Source organism: Streptococcus mitis, assembly GCF_946190065.1.
Taxonomy (GTDB): Bacteria; Bacillota; Bacilli; order Lactobacillales; family Streptococcaceae; genus Streptococcus; species Streptococcus mitis_DE.
This window is the reverse complement of record NZ_CAMHZD010000003.1, coordinates 18,611-37,140: the sequence shown is the minus strand read 5'-3', so window position 1 is coordinate 37,140 and position 18,530 is coordinate 18,611. Positions and strand designations below refer to the sequence as shown.

Genomic DNA, 18,530 nt, shown 5'->3' with positions numbered 1-18,530 from the left:
AAAAGCTGGTTCCTTTTTTGTGTTTAGATGACATGGCGCTCAAAGGCATCGTCTGAAATCCCTTGTTCCAAGATGAGTTTAGCCCATTCTTTAGCAGAAAAGAGGCTGTGATCCTTGTAGTTTCCGCAAGATTCGATGGTTGTTCCAGGAACATCTTCCCAAGTAGTAGTTTCAGCGATTTCCTTGAGCGAATCCTTGATAACAGCCGCAATTTCAGCGCTGGTATGACGCCCCCACATAATCATGTGGAAGCCTGTGCGACAACCAAATGGTGAGCAGTCAATCATGCCGTCAATGCGGGTACGGATGAGTTTAGCCAAGAGGTGTTCGATAGTGTGAAGGCCAGCGGTAGGGATAGAGTCTTCGTTTGGTTGCACCAAGCGAATATCAAAGTTGGAGATAACGTCTCCCTTTGGCCCTGTTTCTTCCCCAATCAAGCGGACATAAGGTGCTTTAACAATAGTGTGGTCAAGTTCAAAACTTTCAACAATAACTTCTTTTGACATGGTAGATCCTTTCAGTTTTCTTCTTTCATTATAACATAAAGCCAGCTCTTGAGACAGAGAGAAAACCTCTCCGAGGGTGGAGAGGTTCAAAACTTTATTTACGATACAAGCGGTCGTATTGGTAGTAAGGATCAAAGGTTACGTTGATCCCTAGTTTACGAAGGACATTCTTGTCTTCATCGGTTAAGATGATGGTTGAGTGGGCTTCGCTTCCTTTGAGGTTGCCAAGTTCTTCCATAGCACGAGCAGCATCAGGATTTTCTGTAGCTGTGATAGCAAGTGCAATCAGGATTTCATTTGAATGAAGGCGTGGATTGCGGCTACCCAGATGATCGATTTTAAGACCTTGAATCGGTTTGACAACTTCAGGTTCGATTAGTTTTACTTCTTTAGCGATGTCAGCTGATTTCTTGATGGCGTTGATAAGAGCAGCGGCTGTAGGGCCAAAGAGCTCTGAGTTCTTACCAGTAACAATTTCCCCAGTTGGCAATTCAAGGGCTAGGGCTGGTCCGCCAGTTTCTTCTGCTTTTTGACGCGCAACGACAGCAACCTCACGGTCTGCTGGTGTGATACCGAGGTCATTCATAAGCAACTCGATTTTCTTGACAGCAGCTTCGCCAACTTTTTCGGCTTTAAAATCAAGAACAGTTTGATAGTAACGGCGGATGATTTCTTGTTTAGAAGCTTCGACAGCAGCTTCATCATCTGTAATAGCGAAACCAACCATGTTGACCCCCATGTCTGTCGGTGAAGCGTATGGAGACTCTCCTAGGATACGTTCCAACATGCGCTTGAGCACTGGAAAAATTTCGATATCACGGTTGTAGTTGACAGTGGTTTCTCCATAGGTTTGGAGATGGAAGGGGTCGATCATGTTGACATCATCAAGGTCTGCTGTGGCAGCCTCGTAGGCCAAGTTGACCGGGTGATGAAGGGGAAGATTCCAAACTGGGAAGGTTTCAAATTTAGCGTAGCCAGACTTGATACCATTGATTTGGTCGTGGTACATATTGGACATACAGGTTGCCAATTTTCCAGAACCAGGTCCAGGAGCGGTTACGACAATCAAGTTACGACTGGTTTTGATGTAGTCGTTTTTCCCCATACCTTCTGGAGAAATGATGTGATCCATATCTGTCGGATATCCTTTGATTGGATAATGAAGATAAGAATCAATTCCGTTTTTCTCAAGTTGGTTGCGGAAGGCATCTGCAGCTGGTTGACCAGCGTACTGTGTGATAACAACGGAGCCAACAAAAATTCCCAATTCATTGAATTTATCAATCAAACGAAGAACTTCTTGGTCATAAGAAATGCCCAAGTCACCACGTGCTTTGGAATGTTCGATATTGCTAGCATTAATAGCAATCACAACCTCAACCTGCTCTTTCAATTCTTGTAAGAGCTTGATTTTGTTGTCAGGCTCATAACCAGGAAGGACACGAGCAGCGTGGAAATCTTCTAACATTTTGCCACCAAACTCTAAGTAGAGCTTGCCGTCAAATTGGTTAATGCGCTCCAAAATGTGGTCGCGCTGTAGATTCAAATATTGTTCAGAACTAAAAGCTTGTTTTTTCATTTTTTTACCTCTGACCTCTATTATAATAAAAAATTGGAAGTTAGGAAACTATGGAGTTAAAAAAGGAATTAAAAAGATTAGGCAAACGCTTGCACAAAACTCTAAAAAGCGCTATCATAGACTACAGATTATTAAAATAATGAGGTAAGAAGATGCAAGAAAAATGGTGGCACAATGCCGTAGTCTATCAAGTTTATCCTAAGAGCTTTATGGATAGCAACGGAGATGGAATTGGCGATTTGACAGGAATTACCAGTAAGTTAGACTATCTAGCCAAGTTAGGAATTACAGCGATTTGGCTTTCTCCCGTTTATGACAGTCCGATGGATGATAATGGCTATGATATTGCTGATTATCAAGCGATTGCAGCTATTTTCGGGACTATGGAAGATATGGACCAACTGATAGCAGAAGCTAAGAAACGTGATATTCGTATCATCATGGACTTAGTGGTCAATCATACTTCAGATGAGCATGCTTGGTTTGTCGAGGCCTGTGAAAATCCTGACAGCCCTGAACGTGACTACTATATTTGGCGGGACGAACCCAACAATCTAGATTCTATCTTTAGTGGATCTGCTTGGGAATACGATGAAAAGTCAGGTCAATATTATCTCCACTTTTTCAGTAAGAAACAGCCTGATCTCAACTGGGAAAATGAAAAACTTCGCCAGAAAATTTATGAAATGATGAACTTCTGGATTGATAAAGGCATTGGTGGTTTCCGCATGGATGTCATTGACATGATTGGAAAGATTCCTGACGAGAAAGTAGTCAATAATGGTCCTATGCTCCACCCTTATCTCAAGGAGATGAATCAGGCGACCTTTGGAGATAAGAATCTCTTGACAGTAGGAGAGACTTGGGGAGCAACTCCAGAGATCGCTAAGCTCTACTCTGATCCAAAGGGGCAAGAATTGTCTATGGTCTTCCAGTTTGAACATATCGGTCTTCAGTATCAGGAAGGTCAGCCTAAATGGCACTATCAAAAAGAGCTGAATATCGCTAAGTTAAAAGAAATTTTTAACAAATGGCAGACAGAATTAGGAGTTGAGGACGGTTGGAATTCGCTCTTCTGGAACAATCATGACCTTCCTCGTATCGTCTCAATCTGGGGAAATGACCAGGAATACCGCGAAAAATCTGCCAAAGCCTTTGCAATCTTGCTTCATCTCATGAGAGGAACACCTTATATCTACCAAGGTGAGGAGATTGGGATGACCAACTATCCCTTTGAAACGCTGGACCAAGTAGAAGATATTGAATCCCTCAATTATGCGCGTGAAGCTCTTGAAAAAGGCGTTCCGATGGAAGAAATCATGGACAGTATCCGTGTCATTGGACGTGACAATGCCCGTACCCCTATGCAATGGGACGAGAGCAAAAACGCTGGTTTCTCAACAGGTCAACCTTGGTTGGCAGTCAACCCAAACTATCAAGCAATCAACGTTCAAGAAGCACTGGCAAATCCAGATTCTATTTTCTATACCTATCAGAAACTGGTTCAAATCCGTAAGGAGAACAGCTGGCTGATTCGAGCTGACTTTGAATTGCTTGATACAGCTGACAAGGTCTTTGCCTATATTCGTAAAGATGGCGACCGTCGTTTTCTAGTTGTGGCCAACTTGTCCAATGAAGAGCAAGGCTTAACAGTAGAAGGAAAAGTTAAATCTGTCTTGATTGAAAACACTGTGGCGCAAGAAGCAGTTGAGAAACAAATCTTGGCTCCATGGGATGCTTTCTGTGTGGAATTACTATAAATATTTTTTACAGAAAAATTTAAAATTGAAATCGTATAAAAACAAGGGAGGACTGTATGAAAGACAGAAATCCTTTGTTTTTTTATGACTAAAGTTTATAAACTTTCATTCTCAAAATTCAATTAACTTTACAAATTCCCACTATTTTGGTAAAATAAACTTATGTTATAAAAACTAACATAAAGGAGAAAGAAGATGAATACAAAAAAGCGTGTTCTTAGCGCAGGCCTGACCTTTGCGGCTGCTTTGCTTTTAGCTGCTTGCGGACAATCAGGTTCAGATACAAAAACTTACTCATCAACCTTTAGTGGAAATCCAACTACATTTAACTACTTGTTAGACTACTACGCTGATAATACAGCCATCATTACCAACCTAGTTGATGGTTTGCTTGAAAATGACAACCACGGAAACCTAGTTCCATCTTTGGCAGAAGACTGGTCTGTTTCAAGCGATGGCCTGACTTATACCTACAAACTGAGAAAAGATGCCAAATGGTTCACGGCTGACGGTGAAGAGTACGCCCCAGTCAAGGCACAAGATTTTGTGACAGGTATCAAGTATGCAGTGGATAATAAATCCCAGGCCATTGACTTGATTCAAAACTCGATCAAGGGCTTGAATGATTATATTACAGGAGCGGATTCTGACTTTTCTAAGGTTGGGGTGAAGGCCATTGACGACCATACTGTTGAGTATACTTTGGCACGCCCAGAGCCTTACTGGAATTCAAAAACAACCAATAGTATTCTTTTCCCAGTGAATGAAGAGTTTCTAAACTCAAAAGGGAAAGATTTTGGGACCCTATCTCCAGATAGCATTCTCTACAGCGGACCTTATTTGTTAAAAGATTTCACATCAAAATCATCGATCGAGTATGTGAAGAATCCGCATTACTATGATCATGACAAAGTATCGATTGAACACGTAAAATTGGCTTACTTTGACGGCTCAGACCAAGAATTGACCATCCGTAACTTTGAAAGTGGAGCTTATTCTATCGCTGGGGTTTATCCAAATAGTTCTAACTTTGCCAAGACCAAGGAAAAATATAAGGATAATATCGTCTATAGCTTGCAGGACAAGACTTCTTGGTATTTCAATTTCAACGTCAACCGTAAGGCCTACAATCACACTGCTAAAACGACAGATGAGCAGAAGAAGTCAACTGAGACAGCTGTCTTGAACAAGAACTTCCGTCAAGCAGTGAACTTTGCCTTGGATCGCACAGCCTATTCTGCCCAGTCAAATGGGGAAGAAGCGGCTAGCAAGACCCTTCGTAACACCCTAGTGCCTCCAACATTTGTCCAAGTTGGAGACAAGACCTTTGGAGAAGTAGTTGCTTCTAAATTGGTCAACTATAGCACAGAATGGTCAGGTATTAACTTGGCAGATGCTCAGGATGCCTATTTCAACAAAGAAAAAGCCCAAGCAAAATTTGCGGAAGCTAAAAAAGAATTGGCAAGTCAAGGTGTGACTTTCCCTATTCACTTGGATGTGGCTGTTGATCAAACAAGTAAAAATGCTGTGACAGGAATGAACTCAGTTAAGCAGACACTTGAATCAGTTTTGGGTGCTGATAACATTGTCATTGATGTTCAGCAACTTTCAACAGATGATTTTAATAACGTAGCCTTCTTGGCACCAACACCAGCTGATCGTGACTATGATTTGAACTTTGATGGTTGGGTAGGTGACTACCAAGATCCATCAACTTATCTCAATCCTTTCAATGCAGAGGATGGGTTCTACCTCAAGATTTTTGGTCTAGATGCTCAAGAAGATAAAGCTAAGATTGCTAGCTTGGGGCTTGATACTTACACCAAGATGCTCAAAGATGCAGATAGTGAAAATAAAGATGTAGCCAAACGATATGAAAAATATGCTGAAGCACAGGCTTGGATGATTGACAATTCTCTGATTATGTCAGCTATGTCAAGTGGTGGAACAGCATCTGTAACCAAAGTAACGCCATTTACAAGAGGGTATTCACTGGTCGGCATCAAGGGTGATGGCAATAACTACAAGTACATGAAACTGCAAAAAGATACTGTGACAACCAAACAGTATGAAGAAGCTAAGGCCAAATGGGAGCAAGAAAGCAAAAAAGCAATCGAAAAAGCTCAAAAAGAAGCAGAAAATCATGTTAAATAAAGATGAGCGAGGTTCCGTAAGGGACCTCGTTTTAACATCTATATAGTAAATTTATTGATGTAATTGTTTGCAAGTCAAAAAGAATGTTTCGGAAAGAAGATGAAAACGCCTTACCTAAGTGGATTTACCCCACAAGTGTATTTTTTATGATATAATGAAATGAAATAAAAATTGATAATAGAGGTATATCGTGAGTAGATCTTCAAAGCGAGCTCGTCAGAGTAAAACAAAGATTATGATTAGTTGGGGGTTGCTAGCTATCTATGCAGTACTAGCAGTCTTTTTATTGTTTTTGATTTTCAAGTACAATATGTTAGCCTTCCGATATCTCAATATAGTAGTTACCGTCTTAATTGTGGCCTTAGCCATCTTGTGCTTCTTTTTAATTCGGTCCAGGAAAGTTAAAAATCTGACGCTGATTTTATTATTACTGGGTATTTTGATTAATGCTACTTCTCTCTTTGCTGTAGGGCAGTTCATTGGATTTACCAGTCGCCTGAATGCGACATCGAACTACTCAAATTATTCGATGAGTATTGCTGTGTTAGCAGATAATCCAATTGATAATATCAGTCAGGTAACCAGTGTAACGGGGCCGACTGGGACGGATAAGGATAATATCCAACAGTTGATGAATGATCTGAAAGCGACTCAAAACAAGGAATTGACAGTCGAAGAAAGTAGCTCCTATCTTGCGGCCTATAAGAGTTTGCTAGCCGGTGATACAAAGGCAATCATTCTAAACAGTGTCTTTGAAAATATTATCGAATCAGAATATCCAGACTATGCTTCAAAGATTAAGAAAATTTATACCAAAGAATTGACTAAGAAGGTTGAAACTCCAAAGGATGTCAAAGGTGATAGTTTCAATGTTTATATCAGCGGAATTGATACTTACGGTCCAATCAGTTCAGTTTCTCGTTCGGATGTCAATATCATTATGACAGTGAATCGTGAAACGAAAAAGATTCTCTTGACAACGACACCTCGTGATTCCTATGTTCCAATTGCAGATGGAGGCAACAACCAAAAAGATAAGTTGACCCATGCGGGGATTTATGGAGTAGATGCTTCCATTCATACACTGGAAAATCTCTACGGTATTGACTTGAACTATTATGCTCGTTTGAATTTCACCTCTTTCTTGAAATTGATTGATTTACTTGGTGGAGTTGATGTCTATAATGACCAAGAATTTACAGCTCATACAAATGGGAAGTTCTATCCCGTAGGAAATGTTCATCTTGATTCAGAGCAAGCTTTAGGATTTGTGCGTGAGCGTTATTCTTTGGCAGACGGAGACCGGGATCGTGGCCGTAACCAGCAGAAGGTCATTGTCGCTATTTTGCAAAAGTTAACCTCGACAGAAGCTTTGAAAAATTATGACGGTATTATAAAAGGGTTGCAAGATTCAATTCAAACTAATATGCCACTCGAAACTATGATGAACTTGGTCAATACCCAACTTGAGAGTGGTGGAACGTATAAGATCAATTCGCAAGATCTTAAAGGAACAGGGCGTATGGATTTACCATCCTATGCTATGCCTGATAGTAACCTCTACATGATGGAAATAAGTGACAGCAGTTTAGAGTCAGTCAAGGCTGCCATCAATGATGTGATGGAAGGGAAATAAAGCAAAATGATTGATATTCATTCGCATATTGTATTTGGTGTGGATGATGGTCCTAAAACGAAGCAGGAAAGTAAGGCGCTTTTGACAGAAGCCTACAGGCAAGGGGTAAGGACTATTGTATCGACATCACATAGACGAAAAGGAATGTTTGAAACTCCTGAGGAGACGATAGAGGCAAACTTCCAAGAAGTGAAGGAGCTAGCCAAGGAAGTGGCCCCAGATTTGACCATTCTCTATGGAGCAGAAATTTATTATACCCATGATGTGCTTGAGAAGTTAGAAAAACAGGTGATTCCAAGCCTTAATGGAACACGCTATGCTCTCATTGAGTTTAGTATGGCTACCCCTTATCGGGAAATCCATACTGCTTTGAGCAATGTTCTTATGCTTGGGATAACACCTGTAGTTGCCCACATTGAACGTTATCATGAATTAGAAGATAACGAAAAACGGGTAAAAGAGTTGATTGATATGGGTTGCTACACTCAAATAAATAGTTCAAGTATTTTAAAACCAAAGTTATTTGGAGATAAATATAAATTTATGAAGAAACGAGCTCGCTATTTCCTAGAGCGTGATTTGGTACATTTTGTTGCTAGTGATATGCACAATTTAGACCAAAGACCGCCTTACATGAAAGAAGCTTATGAGATCGTCTCAAAACAATACGGTGAAAGTAAGGCGAGAGAATTATTTATCGAAAATCCTCGCTTCATCATAGCTGATCAAATTATTTAGGAGTTAACATGAAAGAAAATAAAGAAATCGGAATTGATGTTGTTCAATTATTTAAAGTCCTTTGGAAAAAGAAAATTATCATTTTGTTGACAGCGGTTGTGGCAGCTGTTTTAGCTTTTGGAGTAAGTAGTTTTGTATTGAAACCAGAGTATTCTAGTACAACTCGTATCTATGTTGTTAGCCGTAATCAGTCTGAAAATGCAGGATTGACCAATCAGGATTTACAAGCCGGTAGTTATCTAGTAAAAGACTATAAGGAAATTATCCTTTCTCAAGATGTACTGGAGAAAGTCATTTCAAATCTTAAATTAGATAAAACAGTTAAAGAATTGACTAAAAAGATTCAAGTAACAGTGCCGGTAGATACTCGTATCGTATCAATCGTAGTTGAAGATGATCAACCAGAAGAGGCAAGTCGTATTGCTAATGCTCTTCGCGAGGTGGCGGCGGAAAAAATTATTTCTGTAACTCGTGTGTCTGATGTAACAACACTAGAGGAGGCAAGACCAGCCCTAACTCCTTCATCACCTAATATTCGTCGTAATACTGCACTTGCTTTTCTTGCAGGTGGCGCAGTAATGGTTGTTTCAGTTTTATTACTTGAATTATTGGATGATCGTGTTAAACGACCAGAAGATGTCGAGGAAGTTATGAATATGCCACTTCTAGGAATTGTTCCGGATTTGAATAAATTAAAGTAAGGGAGAAAATATGCCAACATTAGAAATTGCGTTGAAACGTATTAATTTTATAAAAAAAGCAGAAGAACATTATAATGCTTTGCGCACCAATATTCAATTGAGTGGTGATAATTTGAAAGTTTTGGCCATCTCATCTGTCAAACCTGGTGAAGGAAAATCAACGACATCAACAAATATTGCCTGGTCATTTGCAAGAGCTGGATACAAGACTTTGCTAGTTGATGCAGATGTTCGTAACTCAGTTATGTCAGGAATATTCAAATCTAGAGAAAAAATCACTGGCTTGACAGATTATTTATCTGGGTCGACAGATTTATCACAAGGTCTTTGTGATACAAACGTTGAAAATCTATTTGTTATTCAGGCTGGACCAGTATCTCCTAATCCAACAGCTCTTTTGCAAAGTGACAACTTTAATAACATGATTGATACCCTGCGTAAGTATTTTGACTATATCATTGTGGATACTGCACCGATTGGGATAGTCATTGACGCTGCTATCATTACACAAAAATGTGATGCTTCTATCTTGGTAACGGCAGCTGGAGAGACAAAGCGTCGTGATGTTTTGAAGGCTAAAGAACAGTTAGAACAAACAGGAACTCCGTTTTTAGGTGTAGTTCTAAATAAATTTAACACAGAAGTTGAAAAATACGGAGCTTATGGTGGTTATGGGGCCTATGGTTCCTATGGAAATTATGGGAAAAAGAAGTAGGTAGAGTTACCTAGGAGGTAGTTTTGAGAGAAGTATCAAATATTCGAAAATTAGAGATTCTCATAATACAACTGTTTCCAATTTATATATTATCTATTGTATTCGATATTCATGGACCTCTACCATTTCTAATGGTTGTTCATGTTATTTCTTACTATGTTAGTGATTATAGTAAGAATTTCAAATATCGGAGTTCAGCAGAAGAACTGATACAGACTATAAAGTACGAATTTGTCTATCTTTTATTAGCTGTTGTTATTCTTCCATTGTTAACGCCGGACTTACCTTATTTAAGCCTCTACAATTTATTGTGGATTGTAGGGGGCAACACACTTTTTATCCTAGTGCTGAATCTCTTCATTCGTAAGGTTTGGAAGTTTTTATCTCATAAGAAAAAATATACTCAGCGAATCTTGCTTGTAACTACACGAGCTAAAGTTGAGCGAGTTTTAAAGCAGCTATCTACCTATGATTACGGCTATGTTTCATCTGTTAGTATTGTAGATGATGAGCATTTTGAATCTTCTAATTTTACAATCGTTACGTTGGATAACCTAGTAACCTATGCTACGAGATCAGTCGTAGATCAAGTGGTGATTAATCTCCCAAGTGAAAGCTTTTTGATTGCAGACTTTGTTTCTCGATTTGAAACAATGGGAATACCAGTAGCTGTCAATATAGCGGCTTTAGATTTTGTAACCAATAGTGAAAAAGCGATTCAACGATTTGGGGATTCTAGTGTCGTCAATTTCTCAACAACCTTTTATCGTTCAAGTGATATTGCTCTTAAACGGGTTATAGATATTATTGGCTCCTCGGTTGGTCTGATTATTTGTGGTCTGGTGTCTATTTTTCTTGTTCCTCTGATAAAAAGAGATGGAGGCCCTGCTATTTTTGTCCAAGATAGGGTTGGTAGAAATGGACGAGTATTTAAATTTTATAAATTCCGTTCTATGAGAGTAGACGCAGAGGAAATCAAGAAGGAATTGATGAGTCAGAACCAGATGCAGGGTGGAATGTTTAAGATTGAAAATGATCCACGAATTACAAAGATTGGGCATTTTATTAGAAAGACGAGTCTAGATGAATTGCCACAATTTTGGAATGTTCTAAAAGGTGATATGAGTTTAGTTGGTACTAGACCGCCAACCTTAGATGAGTATATGATGTATACACCGGAACAAAAACGTCGTTTAAGTTTTAAACCTGGTATAACAGGACTTTGGCAGATTAGTGGTAGAAGTAATATTAAAAACTTTGATGAAGTAGTAAAATTAGATGTTACTTATTTAGATGGTTGGACAATTTGGAAAGATATTGAAATTTTATTGAAAACTATTAAAGTTGTTTTCATGAAAGATGGAGCAAAGTAAATAGAAAATGTCAGTGATAAAAATAATCGTGGCGACGCATAAACAATTTGTCATGCCGCAGGATACAGAACTTTATCTCCCAATCCATGTTGGATGTGAAGGTAAAAAAGAATTAGGTTTTCAGGGAGATAATACTGGAGACAATATTTCCATTTTAAATCCGTACTATTGTGAACTTACAGGCCTCTATTGGGCATGGAAAAATTTAGAGTGTGACTATTTAGGTTTGGTACACTATCGTCGTTATTTTACTAAGAAGGCAGAAGTTTATAATGAATCAATAAATATAGATGATGTTATTTTAGATAAAGATGATATTGAGAAAATGTTAGAAGTTTCAAATGTAATTGTCCCTAAGAAAAGAAAGTACTATATAGAAACGCTCTATTCTCACTATGCACACACCTTGGATGGGACTCATTTAGATCTAGCTAGAAAAATGATTGAAATGAAGAGCCCAGAGTATCTATCAAGCTTTGATAAGCTAATGAAGCAAAGAAGTGGCTATATGTTTAATATGTTCATTATGAAAAAAGAACTAGCTGATGATTATTTCACTTGGCTATTTCCAATTTTAGATAGTATGTATGAATGTATGGACTTATCAGGTTTAACAGCTTTTGAAGCACGCTTATTTGGTAGAGTAAGCGAACTGCTATTTAATGTATGGCTGGTGAAAAATAATTTGACTCCTAAGGAAGTGCCATTTATGTATATGGAAAAAGTGAATTTGCTCAAAAAAGCAAAATCATTTTTAATGGCCAAATTCTTTGGAAAGAAATATGGACAGAGTTTTTAGTTGATGAAAGTAACAATTGTAGGACAAATAAAGAATAGGCAAACCGGTCTTGGAAAAGCTATTAATGATTTTCAAGATTATTGTGAGAAGGAAGCAGAAAAAGTGATGTCGATTGACATTACAGATAATAAAAAATTTTTTTATTATATCTATCTTATTTTAAAAGTAAATACAGATGTTTTCTATTTTACACCTTCTGGTTCCGTGGGGGGGAATATTCGAGATTCTATTTATCTACTTCTGATGATTTTAAAACGTAAGAAAATTGTAACTCATTTTCATAATAGTGCTTTTGGTAAAGTGGTAAATAAAAATAAAATACTGAGAATTATTAATAAAAGTATTTATCAACGTGTTGACAAAATCATCTTACTAGGACATAAATCTAAGATAATGTTTGAGCCGTTAATGATTCCAAATGAAAAATTTGAAATTATACGGAATGGAATTGATGGAAATTTGTTTATATCTGAAGAAGATTTAGAAGCAAAACAAAAATCAAAGCCGATAAATATTATTTATTTTAGCAATATGCTAAAGGAAAAAGGCTACGACATTGTATTAGACCTAGCTACAAACATGCAAAGTAATTCTAACTATCATTTTTACTTTTCAGGAAAGTTTTTTGATGTTACCCTCGAAAATGAGTTCAAACATAGAATATCTACAATGGGAAATGTAACTTACTTTAATGGTGTATATGGAGAAGAAAAGGAACAACTTCTTAAAAAAATGCACTATTTTATTTTACCTACAAGTTATAAAGATGAGACCTTACCAATTAGTATGTTAGAAGCTATGGCAAATGCTTTGTATATCATAGTTAGTGATGTTGGAGTTATTTCAGAAGTTGTTAATAAGGAAACAACTACTTTATTGCCAACTATAAAAGTAGATACTCCTTTAGAGATTCAGCATATAATTGAAGCTACAATCGACAGTATTCAAGATAAGAATTTTAAAATCGTTGATCTTAAATATAATTTTTCAAATGATTTAATTCAGAAACGAATATTTGGAATTCTAGAAGGAATAAATTTTTAATCAAGTAAATAAGGTACTTTTAAAGAGTATGAAAAAAATTGTAAAAGAATATTTTTTGTTAAAAAATACTTTCAATCCTCAGATTGCAAGAAATAAATTATTTGAGAAAATTTGGGGAAGATTGAGTAAGATTCCCTTACTTAGAGATAAAACTGCAAATTTCTATTTTAGAAAGCATGAAACCATTTTACAATATCTTGAGAATGAGTTTGAATATTTCTTAAAAAATTATTTATATGATGAAGAAATAGAGTTTGATAATTCTAACAGTAAGATAATATTTTCAATGTGGATTCAAGGTGAAGAGAATGCTCCTAAAATTGTTCAAAAGACAATTGAAAGTCAAAGAAGTTATGCAGAAAGATATGATTATCAGTATGTTCTTTTGGACGAAAAGAATCTTTTTAATTATATTGATCTACCAGAAATCATTATTGAAAAATATAAAAATGGAATTATCGATTTTATCAAGTTTTCAGATATTGTTAGGGTTACTTTACTTGCTAAATATGGTGGTGTATGGTTAGATTCGACAATATATCTAGAAACATCAGAGAAATTAGAGTATTTAGAAAATGATTTTTACACAATTCGTTTGAAAAATGATGAAAAAATACCCAAATTTGTACCTAAGGGTAGATGGACTGGTTTTTGTTTAGCTGGAAAACAAAATTTTATTTTATTTAAATTTTTAAGAGATTTTCAAATTGAATACTTTCGAAGATTTAATGTGGCAATTGATTATTTTTTAATTGATTATCTTATTGAGCTAGCGTATCGGAAAATCAATTCTGTGAATAATTCAATAAATGAAAATTCAGAAACAAATCCAGAGTTGTTCTTTTTGGCAACAAATATGTCAAAAAAATACAATGATCATGATTGGAAAGAGGTTCTAAAGAATACCTCTCTTTTTAAATGTACATATAAGGTGAAAATCAACTCGAATGAGGGAACATATTTTAATAAAATTATAGATAAATGAAGGAGATAAGCATGATTTCAGTAATTATACCTGTATATAATGTTGAAGATTATTTAAGAAATGCACTAGAAAGTCTGCTAAATCAAACTATTAAAGATTTTGAAGTCATATTAGTAAATGATGGTTCAACAGATTCATCAGGTACTATTTGTGAAAGTTATGCATGCCGATATAAAAATTTCCATGTCTATCATAAAGCAAATGGTGGCCAATCAGAAGCAAGAAATTACGGATTAAAAAAAGCAAAAGGTGAATTTATTACTTATTTAGATTCTGATGATTATTTTGAACCATATGCTTTAGAAGTTTTTCTGCAAATCCAACAAAAGTATGGTGTTGATATTGTGTCTACTACGGAAAATGAAGTTTATAAGGTGGAATTAAAAAAACAAGATACTAATATTCAACTTTCTGAAAAAAACATAAGAATATTGGATAATCGGACTTTTTTAGAAAAAGCACTTTATAATGATGAAATTACTGTCTCAAATGGAGGGAAATTATTTAAAAAGAATATTCTTAATGTGACATATCCAAATGGTAAAATATATGAAGATTTATATGTGTTTTCAGAGATTGCACTGAATGCAACGAAAATTGCCCATACTGATATTCAACTGTATAACTATCTTATTCGTAAAGGAAGTACAGTACATTCTAGTTTTAAAAAAAATCAATATGATTTCTTTGAGGCTATTGATCACAATGAAGATATAATTCTTGATAGAATCCCTGATGATATTGAGATTAAAAAGGCATTGATTGCTAAGAGAGTTATTGGTTCTTTTATTTTAAGTAATCAGGCAATAAAGACTTCCAAAGAGGATATTAGAAAAATAAAAGAAAAAATTAAACCATATTTAAAAGATGTTCTTTTAAATAAAAAAATCCCAACATCTAGAAAAATACAGTGTTCACTTTTTCTAATATCGTCCAGATTATACTATTTTTTGAAGGAATATTTAACAAAGGAGAAGGGAAATGGCTCTTAAAATTTTAGTGTTGGGAATGAGTTCAACAAAAGCCGGAACTGAAATTTTTATACTTAACTATTTTAATAATATTAATAAGCATGATATTCAATTTGATTTTATTAAACGATCGAAAAGTAAAATTGTTTTAGAGGATGAGATTTTAGAAGCAGGTTCAAAAATATTTTATATTCCAAAGAAAAGCGAAGATTATTTTGGCTATAAAAAATCAATGAAGAATTTATTTTCATCATTTTCTCAAAATTATGATGCAATTTGGTGCCATGAGATGAGTGTTACTAATATTGATTTTTTAAAATATGCCAAAAAATACGGTATAAACATACGAATAATTCATAGTCATAGTTCACAATATTATGGAAGTAAATGGAAATATATTTTACATTTAATAAATATCAGTAAATTGCCAAATTTAGCAACACATTATTTTGCATGCTCTAATTTAGCAGCTGATTATTTATTTAAAAATAGTATAAGAAAAAAGGCTAAAATTGTACCCAATGCAATTGACGTTGAAAATTTTTTATTTTCTGAAAATGATAGAAATCAATTACGTGAAAAATTAGGTTGGACAGAGTGTAAAATTATTGGAAATGTGGGGCGCTTGTCCCCACAAAAAAATCAATTATTTTTACTGGATGTATTTGCTGCTGCATATAAAAAAAATAATAGACTCAGATTGATTATTTTAGGAAGTGACTGTGGATCAAAAGTTCAAATTGAAGAAAAAATTTATGAATTGGGTTTACAAGATGTAGTATTATTACCAGGAAGTCAAACTAATATTAAGCCATGGTTAAGTGCTATGGATTTGTTTGTATTTCCTTCAATATACGAGGGATTAGGAATTGCAGCTCTTGAAGCACAGGCTAATGGGTTACCGGTAATAGCTAGTACAGAAGTTCCAGAAGAAGTAAATATAACAGGAAAAGTAAGATTTGTATCGTTAAATGACAGAATTGAAATATGGGAAAGAAAAATTTTAGAGTTAGTTGATGAACCACGTGAAAATTCAGAGCGTATTCATCAAATTTTTGAGGAAAAAGGATATAATATTAAAAATCAAGCTAAAAACTTGAAATATTTTTTAGAGGTAGAACATTGAATTATCAGTTAGTAGAAGAGTATGGTCAACATAAGCATGCTGGTAGTAAGGCTAAAAATGATTGTATTAAAATTTTAGATGAGATAGGTTTAAAAAAAATAGGTTTGTTTCGTAAAGAAGAAAGCAATACTTCAGTAACTGCAAAACTGAAGCGACAAATGGATTTATTTTTGCAATGGAGAAAAATATATCATCAACTTGAACCTAATGATACATTATTGATTCAACATCCATTTTTATATACTGATATTGGAAGAAATTATTTTTTAAAGAAATTTAAAAATAAAAACATCAAATTAATTTTATTAGTACATGATATAGAAATCATTAGAAATCTTTTTCAAGAAAATCATTATAATACTGAATTTCAACAAATGGTTCCAGTCACAGATTATTTTATCATTCATAATGAGAATATGAAAAAATGGCTTGTTGAATATGGTATTGATTCTAATAAATTAATTGTATTAGAAATTTTTGATTATTTGAATGAAAAAGACCTATCAGAGAAAGTATTGTACGATAAATCAGTTATTATAGCTGGAAATTTAAGTCAAGAGAAAAGCCCCTATATTTATGAATTATCAAAAGTTCCAGATGTACAATTTAATCTAATGGGAGTTAATTATACAGAAGAAAAAGAAACACAAAATATTCACTATTTAGGAGCTTTTGAATCAGATGAAGTTCCATTTCAATTAAAAAGTGGATTCGGTCTTGTTTGGGATGGAATTAGTATAGAAACTTGTGATGGTCCAACGGGAAATTATTTACGGTATAATAATCCTCATAAATTATCGTTATACTTATCTTCAGGGTTACCTGTGATTGTATGGAAAGAATCTGCATTAGCTGAATTTATAAGTTCACAAAAGTTAGGCTTAGTAATTTCTAGTCTTTATGAATTATCAGATATTTTAGACACAATCACTGAAAAACAGTATCAAGAATTTGTTGAAAATATTCAAGAAGTAAGAGAGAAGTTAAAAAAAGGGTTTTATCTAAAAAAATCAATAAACGAAATACTTACTTAGTGAATGGAAGGAGAATTTAATGCTTTATTTTTCATTTATTATGAGTCTATTTTTATTTTTTATAAATTTCAATCTGACACAAAGAGAATATTTACATCCTTCTAATATTTACTATGTAATTTTTGTTGTGACACAATTTTTTTGTATATTAGGCCAGGAATATTATGGGATATCTTTTAATGGAGGAACTGTGTTCATTATCCTATCAACAATGATAGTGTTTACAGTGGTTTCATTACTTTCTAGAAAAATATTAATGCCGAATGCAAGAAATATAAGTTCAAATCCAAATGTAATAGAATTTAACTTTTGGTTAAAAGCAATTGTTCTAGCAATTCAAATTGTGACAATATTTTATTTTTATAATTTTATTAATAGATTATTTATAGCAGGAAATGGTTATAGTGGAAGTTTACCTGAGTTGATAAATTATTATGATCAAATTCTTAAATTTAATTCAATTAGAGGGAGAGAATTAAATATTTCCGCTGCTAAAGTTTATTATTACCTGAAAGCTTTCACAGATGCTAGTTCTTACATCGCTTTATATTTACTAATTAAAAAGTATTTAGTGTCTAAAGTAGTGGACAAATTTTTTATATTAATTGTTGCAAACTATTCTTTCTTTTTACTATTACAAGGAAGTCGTAGTCCATTATTTCGATTGATAACAAGTGCAATGATATTATGGTACTTTCTTTACTTTTACTTAAATGATCGAAAGTTGAACATTAAATTTATAATGAAGATTATAAATTTAATGTTACTAATAGTTCCATTTTCGATATTGTTTTTATTCTTAACTGGTCGAAATGGTGATGGTGGGCAAATTGATTTACTTCAGTATTTATATATATATATTGGAGCACCCTTGTTAAATTTAAATAATTTTATTAGTAGTGCTTATAATTCTTTACCTTTATCTCACTTTTTTGGAGAACAAACATTTTATGGTGCCCATGCCATACTACAAAAACTATTTGGGAACTATTCATCTACTATAGAATATATCGTAGGCTCTGCTTCTTGGCAGAATGCTTCAAATGGTTTATCAACAGGTAATGTGTTGACAACTTATTATCCAGTTGTTTATGATTTTGGTATATTGGGGGTTCTTCCTATCTCAATAATTTTTTCTCTGTACTATATTTTAACCTATGATCGGTTATTTTTGATAAAATCAAATAAAATTATTGATTTCAGATTGTTTCTATATTCATATTTAATAAACGATTTGGTTATGTTGATTTTTTCAAACAGATTTTTTGAAACGATATTATCAATTGAGTTTATAAGATTTTATATATTCGCAGCTGTAATTATTTATCTACTCAACAGGAGTTACAAAGGCATTGAAAATAAATAGATGTTCTAGTTTTTTAAAAGAGGAGAGATATAAAATATTTAAG

Annotated in this window: 16 protein-coding genes; 14 read left to right on the top strand and 2 right to left on the bottom strand. The window is 34.4% G+C overall.

From position 1 onward, the window contains the following. Positions 1–23: 23 nt before the first annotated feature. Positions 24–506, bottom strand: a complete 483-nt coding sequence (locus OCF96_RS02145) for an S-ribosylhomocysteine lyase (RefSeq protein WP_000032557.1) — start codon at positions 504–506, stop codon at positions 24–26. A gap of 94 nt (positions 507–600) precedes the next feature. Then, complete coding sequence (locus OCF96_RS02140; protein WP_214614838.1) at positions 601–2,085, bottom strand: DUF1846 domain-containing protein; 1,485 nt, start codon at positions 2,083–2,085, stop codon at positions 601–603. 152 nt (positions 2,086–2,237) lie between these two features. On the opposite strand from OCF96_RS02140, the gene OCF96_RS02135 reads away from it, so the two are divergent. From OCF96_RS02135 to OCF96_RS02070, 14 genes are all read left to right on the top strand, one after another. Beyond that, on the top strand, positions 2,238–3,845 hold the full coding sequence (locus OCF96_RS02135) for a glycoside hydrolase family 13 protein (protein WP_033685515.1): 1,608 nt from the start codon (positions 2,238–2,240) through the stop codon (positions 3,843–3,845). Between the two features lie 195 nt (positions 3,846–4,040). Continuing rightward, positions 4,041–5,999, top strand: a complete 1,959-nt coding sequence (locus OCF96_RS02130) for a peptide ABC transporter substrate-binding protein (protein ID WP_261203103.1) — start codon at positions 4,041–4,043, stop codon at positions 5,997–5,999. Positions 6,000–6,189: 190 nt separating this feature from the next. After that, positions 6,190–7,635 (top strand): LCP family glycopolymer transferase CpsA, encoded by a 1,446-nt coding sequence (cpsA, locus tag OCF96_RS02125; RefSeq protein ID WP_261445743.1) that lies wholly within the window; start codon positions 6,190–6,192, stop codon positions 7,633–7,635. Positions 7,636–7,641: 6 nt separating this feature from the next. Next, entirely contained in the window at positions 7,642–8,373 is a 732-nt protein-coding gene (gene cps4B / locus OCF96_RS02120; protein WP_261445741.1) for a capsular polysaccharide biosynthesis protein Cps4B, read from the top strand. Between the two features lie 8 nt (positions 8,374–8,381). Beyond that, positions 8,382–9,074, top strand: coding sequence for a CspC family polysaccharide chain length determinant protein (locus tag OCF96_RS02115; RefSeq protein ID WP_261445739.1), 693 nt, complete (start codon positions 8,382–8,384; stop codon positions 9,072–9,074). A 10-nt stretch (positions 9,075–9,084) separates the two neighbouring features. Next, positions 9,085–9,789, top strand: coding sequence for a tyrosine-protein kinase (locus tag OCF96_RS02110; protein ID WP_261445733.1), 705 nt, complete (start codon positions 9,085–9,087; stop codon positions 9,787–9,789). 23 nt (positions 9,790–9,812) lie between these two features. Next, entirely contained in the window at positions 9,813–11,162 is a 1,350-nt protein-coding gene (locus OCF96_RS02105) for a sugar transferase (RefSeq protein WP_261445732.1), read from the top strand. Between the two features lie 7 nt (positions 11,163–11,169). Continuing rightward, positions 11,170–11,961 carry a DUF4422 domain-containing protein gene (locus OCF96_RS02100; RefSeq protein WP_261445730.1) on the top strand — a complete coding sequence of 264 codons (792 nt, stop codon included), beginning with the start codon at positions 11,170–11,172 and terminating at the stop codon, positions 11,959–11,961. A 3-nt stretch (positions 11,962–11,964) separates the two neighbouring features. Next, complete coding sequence (locus OCF96_RS02095; RefSeq protein WP_261445729.1) at positions 11,965–13,005, top strand: glycosyltransferase family 4 protein; 1,041 nt, start codon at positions 11,965–11,967, stop codon at positions 13,003–13,005. A gap of 28 nt (positions 13,006–13,033) precedes the next feature. Beyond that, on the top strand, positions 13,034–13,990 hold the full coding sequence (locus OCF96_RS02090; RefSeq protein ID WP_261445723.1) for a capsular polysaccharide synthesis protein: 957 nt from the start codon (positions 13,034–13,036) through the stop codon (positions 13,988–13,990). Positions 13,991–14,001: 11 nt separating this feature from the next. Beyond that, the gene (locus tag OCF96_RS02085; RefSeq protein WP_261445717.1) at positions 14,002–14,982 is read left to right on the top strand and encodes a glycosyltransferase family 2 protein; all 981 of its coding nucleotides are present in this window, start codon (positions 14,002–14,004) and stop codon (positions 14,980–14,982) included. Further along, positions 14,972–16,087 (top strand): glycosyltransferase, encoded by a 1,116-nt coding sequence (locus OCF96_RS02080; protein ID WP_261445714.1) that lies wholly within the window; start codon positions 14,972–14,974, stop codon positions 16,085–16,087. Before OCF96_RS02085 ends, OCF96_RS02080 begins: the two co-directional genes overlap by 11 nt. Continuing rightward, positions 16,084–17,121 (top strand): glycosyltransferase, encoded by a 1,038-nt coding sequence (locus OCF96_RS02075; RefSeq protein WP_261445712.1) that lies wholly within the window; start codon positions 16,084–16,086, stop codon positions 17,119–17,121. Before OCF96_RS02080 ends, OCF96_RS02075 begins: the two co-directional genes overlap by 4 nt. 19 nt (positions 17,122–17,140) lie before the next feature. Further along, complete coding sequence (locus tag OCF96_RS02070; protein ID WP_261445711.1) at positions 17,141–18,487, top strand: O-antigen polymerase; 1,347 nt, start codon at positions 17,141–17,143, stop codon at positions 18,485–18,487. Positions 18,488–18,530 lie beyond the last annotated feature (43 nt).

Excerpts from the sequence above, each read along its gene's own strand:
- OCF96_RS02110 (WP_261445733.1), top strand. The coding sequence starts at position 9,085 with ATGCCAACATTAGAAATTGCGTTGAAACGTATTAATTTTATAAAAAAA.
- OCF96_RS02140 (WP_214614838.1), bottom strand. The coding sequence starts at position 2,085 with ATGAAAAAACAAGCTTTTAGTTCTGAACAATATTTGAATCTACAGCGC.
- OCF96_RS02145 (WP_000032557.1), bottom strand. The coding sequence starts at position 506 with ATGTCAAAAGAAGTTATTGTTGAAAGTTTTGAACTTGACCACACTATT.
- OCF96_RS02135 (WP_033685515.1), top strand. The coding sequence starts at position 2,238 with ATGCAAGAAAAATGGTGGCACAATGCCGTAGTCTATCAAGTTTATCCT.
- OCF96_RS02100 (WP_261445730.1), top strand. The coding sequence starts at position 11,170 with ATGTCAGTGATAAAAATAATCGTGGCGACGCATAAACAATTTGTCATG.
- OCF96_RS02095 (WP_261445729.1), top strand. The coding sequence starts at position 11,965 with ATGAAAGTAACAATTGTAGGACAAATAAAGAATAGGCAAACCGGTCTT.
- cps4B (WP_261445741.1), top strand. The coding sequence starts at position 7,642 with ATGATTGATATTCATTCGCATATTGTATTTGGTGTGGATGATGGTCCT.
- OCF96_RS02070 (WP_261445711.1), top strand. The coding sequence starts at position 17,141 with ATGCTTTATTTTTCATTTATTATGAGTCTATTTTTATTTTTTATAAAT.
- OCF96_RS02085 (WP_261445717.1), top strand. The coding sequence starts at position 14,002 with ATGATTTCAGTAATTATACCTGTATATAATGTTGAAGATTATTTAAGA.
- OCF96_RS02115 (WP_261445739.1), top strand. The coding sequence starts at position 8,382 with ATGAAAGAAAATAAAGAAATCGGAATTGATGTTGTTCAATTATTTAAA.
- OCF96_RS02090 (WP_261445723.1), top strand. The coding sequence starts at position 13,034 with ATGAAAAAAATTGTAAAAGAATATTTTTTGTTAAAAAATACTTTCAAT.
- OCF96_RS02130 (WP_261203103.1), top strand. The coding sequence starts at position 4,041 with ATGAATACAAAAAAGCGTGTTCTTAGCGCAGGCCTGACCTTTGCGGCT.
- OCF96_RS02080 (WP_261445714.1), top strand. The coding sequence starts at position 14,972 with ATGGCTCTTAAAATTTTAGTGTTGGGAATGAGTTCAACAAAAGCCGGA.